This window comes from Xenorhabdus khoisanae (assembly GCF_001037465.1).
GTDB lineage: Bacteria > Pseudomonadota > Gammaproteobacteria > Enterobacterales > Enterobacteriaceae > Xenorhabdus > Xenorhabdus khoisanae.
Genome location: NZ_LFCV01000103.1, coordinates 1 through 12,896, shown reverse-complemented (window position 1 = coordinate 12,896; position 12,896 = coordinate 1). Strand labels below are relative to the sequence as shown.

The following is a 12,896-nucleotide window of genomic DNA, read 5'->3' as shown; positions in this document are numbered from 1 at the left end:
TGCCGTGGAGCGTGAACATCAGTGACATCATGTAAACTACACGGTTTAATTGAGCGCTTACGACTTAACAGACACACAAATTACACCTTATAAAATAACGTTTACCAAAACAAAGGGAAAACGCAATCGTACCGTTCCAATAACTAAAGAACTTTACGATGAAATACCAAAGAGAAAGGGTAAATTATTTACACCTTGCTATTCTGCTTTCCGTTCTGCCATTAAGAGAGCTGGTATAGAATTACCACATCGCCAATCATCACACGTAATGCGTCACACGTTCGCATCACACTTTATGATGAAAGGGGTAACATTCTTGTCTTACAGAGAATACTAGGCCATACCGACATCAAAATGACAATGCGATATGCACATTTTGCACCTGAACATTTGAATGATGCTTTGATATACAATCCACTAGTGCAGTTAAAAAATGGCGACGGTGTGGCGGCAGAGATCCGCAACCCTCATCATCAGCCCGCAGCCATCGTCGCATAACCAATTGATAGTTAAGCAGATTATTGATTTTATTACGTTATTAATCGGATTCTTAATCAATTGGTCGGGAGTTCGAACCTCCCACGACCCACCAGATTTATCAAGGGCTTGCGTTAAATCGTGAGTCCTTTGTTTTCTTTAGGATACCTTTAGAAAGTAATACAAAGTATAAATAGTTAACGTCACAACGTGAAAAAAGAGAAAATCCAACCGCAGTTATCAAAAAAGACCGCGATGTGCGACCTCAAAAAATAATAATGAGGAATCGAAAAGATTACATGCTTTTAATTTTGGTAAAAATGTAAGTCAGTATGGTTCCTTTTACGCAATGTCACAAGCTAACGCAAAAACTGATGTTTATCATATAATTGATAACTTCAAAAAAGAGTGCAAATACTTTATTGATCAATACACAGAAATGAAATTTAAAGAAACGGGTGATCGAGCTTTAGCAGTGAAATCAACAAATGAAATGCTATTATCTTTGCATGAACCTCTGATTAAAGAGTTAGTAATTGACCTAAGAAATAAGATGAATATGAAAAGTAAACACTAATTCATACTCTCACTGTAATCCTGCAAGATTCCAGTAAACTGCACCCCAAAAGTTAAACACTAACTCATCAAGGTGCAGTTCATTACTCAAAGATTTTTTATTACAGCGGATTTATTTAGTTCTATAATGCGCTTCTGCTTCAGAAAAACGCTGTTGTATTGTCTGATTTGGGACTCTGCCGAGCAGGCTCACCACTACAATCGCGATCGAGGCGAAAATAAAGCCCGGGATAATCTCATACAACGAGAACCAACGGAATTCCATCCAAACCAAAACAGTAATTGCACCCACCAACATACCTGCCAGTGCACCATTGCGGGTCATGCGTTTCCACAGTACAGAAATCAAAACCACCGGGCCAAACGCCGCACCAAATCCAGCCCAAGCATTACTGACTAAAGCCAGTACCCTATTGTTTGGGTTAGTTGCGATCACGATGGCAATGATTGCCACCAGCAAAACCATCATACGGCCAACCCATACCAATTCTTTCTGGCTGGCTTTGGTACGTATAAATGCTTTATAGAGATCTTCTGTCAGTGCACTGGAACAAACCAGCAACTGGCAACTCAATGAACTCATAACCGCAGCCAGTACCGCAGATAGCAATACTCCGGTGATCCATGGATTAAACAAGAGCACACCTAACTCCATAAAGATACGTTCACGGTTTTGCAATACTGACCCTGCCTGCTCCGGATACATTTCAAAATATGAGATACCAAAGAAGCCAACAGCCACTGTTCCCGCAAGACACAGCAACATCCACGTCATACTGATGCGGCGGGCTTTATGAATAGTCTGGTGAGAATCTGCCGCCATGAAACGAGCCAGAATGTGTGGTTGACCGAAATAGCCTAATCCCCATCCCAACAAAGAAACAATGGCAATAATATTCAGATTCTTAAACATATCTAAATAGGCCGGATTTTTTGCTTCAATAATATTGATGGCGGTGCTAACTCCTCCCACTTTGAGCAGAACCAGCACAGGGACCAAAATCAAAGCAAAAATCATCAAAGTTGCTTGAACCGTATCCGTCCAGCTTACTGCAAGAAAACCGCCGAGGAAGGTATAGGCAATTGTCGCCAATGCGCCCAACCAAATCGCTTTTTCATAGCTGATACCAAACGTGTTTTCAAACAATAGGCCACCAGCCACAACACCCGATGCACAGTAAATAGTAAAGAAAATCAAGATAACCAGTGCAGAGATAATACGCAGGATTCTGCTTTTATCTTCAAAGCGATTAGTGAAATAATCTGGTAACGTCAATGCGTTATTGCTCACTTCAGTATGTACACGTAATCTACCTGCAACCCATCGCCAATTCAGGTATGCGCCCAGCAGCAGGCCTAACGCGATCCAACTTTCTGAAATACCAGAGAAAAAAATAGCCCCCGGCAATCCCATCAATAACCAGCCACTCATATCAGAAGCGCCAGCAGATAATGCTGTTACCACACTGCCCAATCGCCGGCCACCTAATATGTAATCATCAAAATTTTTGGTGGAACGATAAGCCATAAAGCCTATCAGCAACATCCCCGCGATGTAGATAATGAAGGTAATGAGCATTGGTGAATTTACTGTCATGCAGGTTCTTCTCCATAGTGTTTTTATAAATCAAGCATCTGCAAATGTGTTATCTGCGTAAATAATGTTGTCTGTACTTAAGATACGTTTTTTCAAGAACTTTCTTTCCTATTAACTGCAAAAAGTTGTACCCCAAGATAACATTAGTTTCAATAAGTAATATTTACTATTGAAAATTATTCTAAAATCACATTCTATCCTAGTTTAGTTAAAACATTATTAACAACTAATTAACGGTGTTTTTTATAAAAAACGCTTGCTAAATCACATTTATCATTCTAAAGGTTACACCTTTCATTTAATAACTGGTTATACCACGCCTTTATGAGGTTGAATTAAAATTCATATATATCAATTAGATAAAAAATTAGAAACCATAGTGCTCACCAAGGGGATAATAAAAACTAGATTAATTTCACAAATTTAGAACGGCTGCTTTTAACAAAGTTGCACAAAGTTGCAACATGACAGATATTGTTATGCAACTTGGTTAAGTCTTACCTATTAAGGAGTGAGAATGGGTAGTACCACTATGGGCGTGAAGCTCGATGAAGCAACGCGTAATCGTATTAGATCTGCTGCACAACGAATTGAACGCACACCACACTGGCTGGTTAAGCAAGCCATTTTTAATTATCTTGAACGTCTGGAAAACGAGGAAAAGATCCCAGAAATATCAGCGGGTCAGGATAGCAAAGAAGAAAAGATTTCCGAAGAAGAATCACCGATTGAGGCGCCTTATCAGCCATTTTTGGATTTTGCCGAGCATATTTTACCCCAATCGGTGAAACGTTCCGCAATTACCTCTGCCTATCGCCTGCCGGAAACACAGGCAGTTCCTATGTTGTTGCAACGTGCGCAGCTCTCAGAAGAACAAACTAAGGCGACTCACAAGCTTGCTTATTCCATTGCAGAAAAGCTACGTCAGCAAAAACAAGGAATTGGGCGCTCCGGGTTAGTTCAGGGATTATTACAGGAGTTCTCACTTTCTTCTCAGGAAGGTGTGGCGTTGATGTGTCTTGCCGAGGCCCTGCTACGTATTCCCGATAAGGCCACCCGCGATGCTTTAATCCGCGATAAAATCAGTAACGGCAATTGGCACTCCCATCTGGGTCAAAGCCCTTCCATGTTTGTTAACGCTGCAACGTGGGGGTTGCTGTTCACCGGTAAGCTGGTATCTACCCACAATGAAGCTAAGTTATCCAACTCCCTGAACCGCATTATCAGTAAAAGCGGCGAGCCATTGGTACGCAAAGGTGTGGACATGGCAATGCGCCTGATGGGTGAACAGTTTGTTACAGGGGAAACTATCGCTCAAGCCCTTGCCAATGCCCGCAAGTTGGAAGAGAAAGGCTTCCGTTATTCCTATGACATGCTTGGTGAAGCCGCGCTGACCGAAGAAGATGCGCAAGCTTACATGGTTTCCTACCAGCAGGCGATCCACGCCATTGGTAAAGCATCAAATGGTCGCGGTATCTATGAAGGGCCGGGTATTTCCATCAAACTCTCTGCCCTGCACCCCCGATATAGCCGTGCGCAGTATGAGCGTGTTATGGATGAACTCTATCCACGTCTGCTCGCTCTCACTTTACAAGCACGTCAATATGATATTGGTATCAATATCGATGCAGAAGAAGCTGATCGTCTGGAAATTTCTCTCGATTTGCTGGAAAAATTGTGTTTTGAGCCAAAATTGGAAGGCTGGAATGGTATTGGTTTTGTCATTCAGGCATACCAGAAACGCTGCCCGTTCGTGATTGACAGCATTATTGATCTGGCACAGCGCAGCCGCCACAGATTGATGATCCGTCTGGTAAAAGGCGCTTATTGGGATAGCGAAATCAAACGTGCCCAAATCGATGGCTTAGAAGACTATCCGGTGTATACCCGCAAGGTTTATACTGATGTTTCTTACCTTGCCTGTGCCCGTAAGCTGCTTTCTGTTCCGAATTTAATTTATCCACAATTTGCTACCCATAACGCCCATACTTTATCTGCCATTTATCATTTGGCCGGGCAGAACTATTATCCGGGGCAATATGAGTTCCAATGTCTGCATGGTATGGGTGAGCCTCTTTATGAGCAGGTAGTCGGAAAAGTCGCCGATGGCAAGCTCAGTCGCCCGTGTCGCATCTATGCGCCAGTAGGTACGCATGAAACACTGCTGGCTTATCTGGTACGCCGCCTACTGGAAAATGGTGCCAATACCTCATTCGTCAATCGCATTGCAGATACTTCCCTGCCGATTGATGAGCTGGTTGCTGATCCGGTGAAAATCGTACAAGAGTTAGCGCAAACTGAAGGGCAAATCGGCCTGCCGCATCCGAAAATTCCTCTGCCGCATGATTTATACGGTAAAAACCGCGCCAATTCATCAGGGTTAGATCTCTCCAATGAACATCGTTTGGCTTCCCTTTCCAGTGCCTTACTAAGTTCATCAATGGAAACGTGGAGCAGCGAACCTTTGTTGGGTGGTGATTACCAGCACACGGGAGAATTACCTGCGGCTGAGCCTGTGAATAATCCAGCCAGACCTTCAGATATCGTCGGTTATGTTCGTGAAGCCACTGAGCAGGAAGTCAGCCATGCGTTGAATACGTCAACTGATGCCGGAGCAATTTGGTTTGCCACACCGCCATCAGAACGTGCAGCGATTTTGGTACGTGCAGCCGAGTTAATGGAAAATAACCTGCAATTTTTGCTCGGTATTTTAGTCCGTGAAGCAGGTAAAACTTTCAATAATGCGATTTCCGAAGTACGCGAAGCAGTAGATTTTCTCTATTATTACGCTGATCAAGTGCACCAGGATTTCGCCAATGATACTCATCGCCCACTGGGACCTGTGGTTTGTATCAGTCCGTGGAACTTCCCTCTGGCTATTTTCACCGGCCAAATCGCTGCTGCATTAGCAGCCGGTAATAGTGTCCTGGCAAAACCCGCAGAACAAACACCATTGATTGCCACTATTGCAGTGAAAATGCTTCATCAGGCAGGCATTCCTCGTGGTGTGCTGCAATTACTACCGGGTCAAGGGGAAACGGTGGGAGCCTCTCTGGTCGGGGATAAACGTGTACGCGGCGTGATGTTTACCGGTTCTATCGAAGTTGCCAGCTTATTGCAGCGCAATATTGCCGGTCGTCTTGATGCACAAGGCCATCCAACACCGTTGATCGCAGAAACTGGCGGTTTAAATGCCATGATCGTTGATTCTTCTGCCTTGACCGAGCAAGTTGTTACCGACGTGGTTGCTTCCGCCTTTGACAGTGCCGGTCAGCGTTGTTCTGCCCTGCGTATCCTGTGTGTTCAGGAAGACGTCGCAGAAAGAACAATTGCTATGCTGAAAGGCGCAATGGCTGAATGCCGGATGGGTAATACTGAGCGCTTATCAACAGATATCGGCCCGGTGATTGATGCAGAAGCCAAAGCGGGTATCGAGCGCCATATCCAAACTATGCGTACTAAAGGCCGGGCGATTTATCAGGCCGTGCATGAAAATGTAATAGACAGTCAGGAGTGGTCACAAGGCACTTTCGTCAAACCAACACTGATCGAGCTGGAAAGTTTTAGTGAGCTGAAAAAAGAAATTTTCGGCCCGGTTCTGCATGTCGTGCGTTTCAAACGTGATGAATTGGATAAACTGCTGGATCAAATCAACGCTTCCGGTTATGGCTTAACATTGGGAGTTCATACTCGTATTGATGAAACCATCGCACAAGTCACCAGTAAAGCTAAAGTCGGTAATTTATATGTTAACCGCAATATGGTTGGCGCGGTCGTCGGTGTACAACCATTTGGTGGCGAAGGTTTGTCAGGCACAGGACCAAAAGCAGGCGGACCGCTGTATCTGTATCGTTTGTTGTCACAACGGCCTGTCAATGCGGCCAGCCAAACACTGGAGCGTCAGGATGCAGAATACGAACTCGATGCCAAAGTACGTGTCATTCTGCATACCCCACTCTACAAATTAGCTGATTGGGCAACCACGCAGAATAATGATGTATTAGTCCAAGTGATTCAGGAATACAGTTTACTGGCGCAAGGCGGAACAGTACGCGTATTGCCGGGGCCGACCGGAGAACGCAATACTTATACTTTGCTGCCACGCGGCCATGTGTTGTGCCTTGCAGATAACGAGCAAGATGCGCTGGTACAATTAGCTGCGGTACTTTCTGTCGGTTGCCAGGCCATCTGGGAGAAAGACGAATTGCATCAGGGATTGCAACGTCAATTGCCGGATGAAATTCGGCAATATATTCATTGGGTTAACGACTGGCAAAATGAGAAAACAGCAATGGAAGCGGTTATTCATCACGGCGATTGCGATCAATTGCGTCAGGTTTGCGGTGTGATTGCACAGCGTAAAGGGCCAATTATCTCCGTACAAGGGTTTGCCCGTGGTGAAACCAATCTGTTGCTGGAACGCTTACTGCATGAACGTTCATTAAGTGTAAATACCGCAGCGGCAGGCGGTAATGCCAGCTTAATGACGATTGGTTAATAACATGTAATTAAAGCATGTTGGTTAACATAAATGGTTTAAAATGAATTGATTAAAAAGAGCTATTTAAGATTAATTTATTATAAATAAATAACCATTTTAATATATAGCAGTAAAAACATATAACTACAGAAATAATATGGAAATAGAGAGGGAATGCGTGACAATCGCATTCCCCTCTAAAATCGTTCAAACCGGCTAACGTTATTTATCGGTGTAATTAATTAATGATCGTTCTGTTGCCAGCTCAGATACTGCTCGTATTTACGCAGCGCGATATTGTAATTGCTGAAAGCAGACTGAGACAATTTTTCGCTGAGTTGTTCCTGAATTTTTTCTGGCGCAAATTCATTAGCCGAATAATTACTTGAAGTCAGTAATTCATCCAAACGTCTTAAACGAACCACATACTCACGCACAGTACTATGGCTCATCTCCGTTTGTTCAAACAAATACTGTTTAAATGACATAATGTCGAAATAATCAGTCTGGCTATTGCAATAAATTTCACTACAAAAGCGGCACAGTGCCACAAATTTACCCTGTAACTCATTCCAGGTTTTGTCATCCACCAATTCAGTCATCTCAGAAATAGCTTCTTTATTGATGACCTGACCGTTAAAAACAAGTGAAATACGATCAAGTGTTTTATGGCAGTGTAAACAATGAGTCTGACTATGTTTATAGTCTTTGATATAACGGCTAAGAGGCCGTTTCTTTTGTGTTGTAACAGACATAAGAGATAAAGCCCTGTGTATAGTCTTAACAAAAAAACAAATAAGCAAAAAGTTACTTCTCTGGATTCAGGCGCGCCTTCAGCCTTTTTATTGCCTGACTGTGAAGCTGACTTACGCGGGACTCCCCCACATTAAGCACTGCGCCGATCTCTTTAAGATTGAGCTCTTCCTGATAGTACAGCGTAAGAACCATCTTTTCCCGTTCAGGCAATGACTCAATGACATCGATTACCCGCTGACGAAGATCACCTTCCAGTAATTGTTGCAGAGGATTTGTCTCATGCTCTTCCTCTACCATCGGCTCACAACTTTCACCGTGAATTTCGTGCCATTCGTCATAAGAAAACAGTTGGCTGTTATTTGTGTCTAACAGTATTTGCCGATATTCTATCAGATTAATCTTTAATTCTTTAGCAACTTCCTGCTCACTGGCTGGACGGCCTAACTCTTGCTCAAGTTTACGGATGGTCTGCGTGACTTCACGTGCGTTACGCCGCACACTACGCGGAGCCCAATCACGGCTCCTCAACTCATCCAACATTGCACCTCTGATGCGCTGTACTGCATAGGTGGTAAACGCGGTTCCCTGCATGGAATCAAAACGCTCCACCGCATTCAGTAAGCCTATGCCACCAGCCTGAAGCAAGTCATCGAGTTCTACGCTGGCAGGTAATCTTACCTGCAACCTCAGCGCTTCATGGCGAACCAGTGGTACATAGCGCTTCCAGAGGCTATTTTTGTCCATCACGCCTTCGGCGGTATACAAATCGCTCACAACAACAGACACCTTTGGATAAGAGACTGGATACCATTATCCAATCCCCTAACCGGTACAATCGTTTGAACAATGAAGTAAAAGCACTTCTTTTTCACCTATGCGAAATTTTTGATGTCCGCCCAAATGCATAGCAAGTTTCAGGCTGTCCTTGACGATGTTTATAAAAACGATAACCAAAAAATAAGGATCGGCGAACCGATCCTTATTTTATAAGCATTGTTTATGCAGGTTGCCCTGCATAAGTGCTCAACTGGAAAATAAAAATTAACGCAGCAGAGACAGAACAGATTGTGGAACTTGGTTCGCTTGTGCCAGAACAGAAGTACCCGCCTGTTGCAGGATCTGGCCACGGCTCATGTTGGAAACTTCAGTTGCGTAGTCAGCATCTTCGATACGGCTACGAGCAGCACTCAGGTTGTTAACGGTGTTGTTCAGGTTGTTAACAGTGGATTCCAGACGGTTTTGAACTGCACCCAGAGAACTGCGCAGGCTGTCAACCTTAGCGAGAGCTGCATCCAAAGTTGTCAGTGGATCTGCAGATTGTGTTGATTCCTTAGTTTCGCTACCAATCGTTACCTTACCATCTTTCCCCACTGTTGCATTGAAGAGTTTAGTTTCAGTACCCTTTTTAGCTTCTATTACAAATTGACCTTCAACATCAGCCTTACCATTATTGACCTTATATACTTTCGCGTCAGTCAATCCGGCTTTTGTTGCGGCATCTTTAGGATCTACTGTTATTTTTTTTGTTTTATCGTTAGGATTTTCAAACTCTTTATATTCAGTACCTTTTTTCAGAGTAGGACTAACATCAAATTTCTCCAAGCCCAACTCATTTTTGTCGATTTTTTTCAGGTCAATATTGATAACTTCACCATCATTAGCACCAACCTGAATTTTCAGAGTAGTATCTTTGCTTAATACTTTTACACCATTAAACTGAGTTTGTTCAGAAATACGGTTGATTTCATCCAGACGCTGAGTGACTTCTTCCTGGATGGATTTCCGGTCACTTTCAGAGTTAGTGCCGTTTTCAGACTGAACAGCCAATTCACGAATACGTTGCAGGTTGTTATTGATTTCGTTCAGAGAACCTTCGGTAGTCTGGGCGATGGAGATACCGTCGTTTGCATTACGGGAAGCCTGAGACAAGCCTTTAACGTTAGCAGTAAAACGGTTAGCGATCGCTTGACCAGCAGCGTCATCCTTCGCGCTGTTAATACGTAAACCAGAGGACAGGCGCTCAATAGAAGTACCTAAAACGCCTTTAGATCTAGTCAGATTGTTCTGAGCCAGCAGAGATGAGTAGTTGGTATTAATGACTGATGCCATAGTAGAGTTCCTTTTAAAATCAAGCCGATATAATTAGTTTGAGCCTTTTGCTCACGGTGTTCATCACCGCCAACAGTTTTATCGGCTCCTTAAAAAGAACCTTTAATATTTCTTGAAAAAACTTTTTTATTTTTTTCTCACTTTTACCCGATAACCCAAACAGCGCCTGTTCTCATCAATTATTCCGTCCATCAAAAAAATCATTTTGTCAGTAAACTTTTCGCAAATTAATCCGATAACATGTCCAGTGATGCTTTTTATTAAAAGGAGTCAATATGGCTAGCATTTCTTCGGTAGGGATCGTATCTGGAATAGATCAAAATATATTGGGTAAACTTGAAGCAAATGAAAGAAAACGTTTACAACCATTAGAACAGCAACAAAGTAGCTATAAAGCTAAACTGACCGGCTTTGGTACGTTAAAAGGTAGTTTGGAAAAATTAAAGAGTGCATCCGAAGAACTGAAAAAATTCGATAAGCTCAATACCACTAAAACCAACGAAGATCATAAAACATTTACGCCGAGTACAGATTCTAAAGCCAGTCCGGGTAACTATGTTATTGAAGTCGAACAGCTTGCCAAGGCTCAATCCCTGAAATCACCGGAAGTTGCGGATGTAAAAAAACCGTTAGGAGAACAAGGTAAAGGCACCCGAACTATTATTATTACGCAACCAGGTGAAGAAAAAGTCGGTGAAAAAAAAATAGAACCGATGCGCATTTCCCTGAAAGATAATGAAACTTCTTTGGTTGAAATCCGCGATGCTATTAATAAACAAGAAGGCAACGTTAATGCCAGCATTATCAAAGCAGAAGATAATAAAAACTATTTGATCCTGACTTCGAAAAAAGCGGGCACAAAATCAGTCATGACCATTGAGGTTCAGGGTGATAATAAGCTGAGTGATTTGCTGAACTACAAGCCTGACGACAAAGGTGGTTCTGGTGCAATGGAACAAGTGGTGGCAGCGGTCAATGCAAAATTAACAGTCAATGGCATTCAGATTGAACGCCAGACTAATGAAATAAAAGATGCACCAGAAGGCATCACCCTGAATCTGAAAAAGGTTTCAGAAAAAGAAAAAGATGGAAAAACACCAATACCAGAAACGCTGGTGGTTTCCCGCAATATAGAGCCAATGGAAGAGGCAATTAAAAAGTGGGTTGATGCCTATAATGAGCTACAAAACACGTTCAATTCATTGACCAAATTCAAGCCCGTAGGAAAAGGTGAAACGGCTTCAAAAGATAATGGCCCCTTGCTCGGTGACAGCACTTTAAAAGGTATTCAAAGCCAACTAAGACAACAATTGTTTGCGGCACAAAATGTTGCTGATATTGCTACTCTAAATAAACTGGGCATCAAACAAAAATTGGATGGTACACTGGAAATCAGCAACGAAAAACTGGAAAAAAACCTGAAAGAGAAACCGGCCAATGTTAAGGCTTTCTTTATGGGCGATGGGGAAAAAACCGGTTTTGCCACCCAGACTTATAATTTATTGAAAAAAACGTTGGACAGTCATGAAGGGACTATTGCAACAGCAACCGAAGGTATCAATAAGAGTCTGAAAACACTAGAAAGACAAGTAGAACAGACTAATAGAAACATTGAAGCCACAATGGAGCGCTACAAAAAACAATTTACAGCATTAGATAAACTTTCCTCTTCAATGAATCAGACAAGTTTATCCCTGGCTCAACTTTTAAGATAATAAAAGGACACTAATGTATCAACGTTCGGCAAGCCAGTTATACGCTCAGGTAGATCTTGAGAGCGAAATTATGAATGCCTCTCCCTATCAGTTGATTCAGATATTGTTCAACGGGGCGCTCAGCGCCCTGCGTCGTGCAATCATTCTGATGCAACAAGGTAATATTCCAGAAAAAGGCTTAGCTATTTCAAAGGCAATCAATATCATTGATAATGGTCTCAAAGAAGGATTAGATTTCGAGAAAGGCGGCGAAATTGCTCAGAATCTTTTTGCTTTATATGATTATATGAGCCGTCGCTTACTCCATGCCAATTTACGCAATGATGAGAAGGCTATTACCGAAGTGATTGATTTACTTACCGAGATTTCAGACTCTTGGCGGCAAATAGGTCCTCATTACAACGCCAGTCAGGATATTGTTTAATGAAAAATGATACGGATCTTTTGTCAGCTTATCAGCGGATCCTTAGTTTAAGTGAGCAAATGTTTGATTTAGCTAAAAATGAAAAGTGGGATGAGCTTATTGATATGGAAATCACTTATCTGAAGGCAGTAGAAGTGGTTACTTTAATATCAGAAAACTCACATGCACCCATTTCATTACAGCAGCAATTAACCAAAATTTTGCAAACTGTCTTGGATAATGAAAAAGAAACTAAGAGATTGTTGCAAAAACGGTTAAACCAACTCAGCGACCTGATTAAACAGGAAAGCTGTAAACAGCTCTTACACGATACTTATGGACAGTTTCCTGTCAACAAATATGAAATGGAGTTGACAACGACGGAATCAAAATAAATATAACAACAGCACCAGTGATTTTTTTCAGAATAACACTGGCTAGTGATGTCATTCATTTGTTTTCATTTTAGGTGGTGCCAATTCGTCACCATCGTTTTTTTGGTTAATCTAATTCGGTACTTTATTTTATTTATAAATTGCAAACAATCAAGATAACTTACATCTTATTTTTAACAAAAAATTAACCAAGAAAGTGATAATGGCGAATTTTCCAGAAAATTAACAGGAGGTATCACCACTAAGTATTATTCTTAATTAAATAATTGGCTATGTTAACAAATAATATAAATAAAATTCTTATTATTGCGATATTATCAATACCTAAAATGGGATTTTCTTCAGTAGATGAAAATCTGAATTATTGTGCTACAACGGAATCATGGGT

At 42.0% G+C, this 12,896-nt stretch carries 9 protein-coding genes and 1 pseudogene; 6 read left to right on the top strand and 4 right to left on the bottom strand.

The window, feature by feature from the left end; translation table 11 throughout:
- Nucleotides 1–85: 85 nt before the first annotated feature.
- Together AB204_RS22450 and AB204_RS14940 are read left to right on the top strand one after the other, a co-directional pair.
- Nucleotides 86–498 (top strand): annotated as a pseudogene (locus AB204_RS22450) (tyrosine-type recombinase/integrase); the annotation flags it as partial.
- A gap of 328 nt (nt 499–826) precedes the next feature.
- Nucleotides 827–1,054: a hypothetical protein gene (locus AB204_RS14940; protein WP_047964171.1), complete on the top strand. Its 228-nt coding sequence runs from the start codon at nt 827–829 to the stop codon at nt 1,052–1,054.
- Nucleotides 1,055–1,165: 111 nt separating this feature from the next.
- Here the strand turns inward: AB204_RS14940 and putP are convergent, their stop codons facing one another.
- Entirely contained in the window at nt 1,166–2,650 is a 1,485-nt protein-coding gene (putP, locus tag AB204_RS14935) for a sodium/proline symporter PutP (RefSeq protein ID WP_047964170.1), read from the bottom strand.
- A gap of 517 nt (nt 2,651–3,167) precedes the next feature.
- Here putP and putA point away from each other — a divergent pair.
- Nucleotides 3,168–7,148 (top strand): trifunctional transcriptional regulator/proline dehydrogenase/L-glutamate gamma-semialdehyde dehydrogenase, encoded by a 3,981-nt coding sequence (gene putA / locus AB204_RS14930; protein WP_047964169.1) that lies wholly within the window; start codon nt 3,168–3,170, stop codon nt 7,146–7,148.
- Nucleotides 7,149–7,372: 224 nt separating this feature from the next.
- On the opposite strand, the gene fliZ is transcribed toward putA, so the two are convergent.
- From fliZ to AB204_RS14915, 3 genes are all read right to left on the bottom strand, one after another.
- Nucleotides 7,373–7,885: a flagella biosynthesis regulatory protein FliZ gene (fliZ, locus tag AB204_RS14925; RefSeq protein ID WP_047964168.1), complete on the bottom strand. Its 513-nt coding sequence runs from the start codon at nt 7,883–7,885 to the stop codon at nt 7,373–7,375.
- Nucleotides 7,886–7,937: 52 nt separating this feature from the next.
- Nucleotides 7,938–8,660, bottom strand: coding sequence for an RNA polymerase sigma factor FliA (locus AB204_RS14920; RefSeq protein ID WP_047964167.1), 723 nt, complete (start codon nt 8,658–8,660; stop codon nt 7,938–7,940).
- Between the two features lie 267 nt (nt 8,661–8,927).
- Nucleotides 8,928–9,995, bottom strand: coding sequence for a flagellin FliC (locus tag AB204_RS14915; RefSeq protein WP_047964166.1), 1,068 nt, complete (start codon nt 9,993–9,995; stop codon nt 8,928–8,930).
- 275 nt (nt 9,996–10,270) lie between these two features.
- Between AB204_RS14915 and fliD the strand changes: the two genes are divergently transcribed.
- From fliD to fliT, 3 genes are read left to right on the top strand one after another with little or no spacing between them, the layout of a single operon-like run.
- Nucleotides 10,271–11,710 carry a flagellar filament capping protein FliD gene (fliD, locus tag AB204_RS14910; protein ID WP_047964165.1) on the top strand — a complete coding sequence of 480 codons (1,440 nt, stop codon included), beginning with the start codon at nt 10,271–10,273 and terminating at the stop codon, nt 11,708–11,710.
- A 13-nt stretch (nt 11,711–11,723) separates the two neighbouring features.
- Nucleotides 11,724–12,134, top strand: a complete 411-nt coding sequence (gene fliS, locus AB204_RS14905) for a flagellar export chaperone FliS (RefSeq protein ID WP_047964164.1) — start codon at nt 11,724–11,726, stop codon at nt 12,132–12,134.
- The gene (gene fliT, locus AB204_RS14900) at nt 12,134–12,508 is read left to right on the top strand and encodes a flagella biosynthesis regulatory protein FliT (RefSeq protein ID WP_047964163.1); all 375 of its coding nucleotides are present in this window, start codon (nt 12,134–12,136) and stop codon (nt 12,506–12,508) included. The genes fliS and fliT overlap by 1 nt, the downstream gene beginning before the upstream one ends.
- The last annotated feature ends 388 nt before the right edge of the window (nt 12,509–12,896 follow it).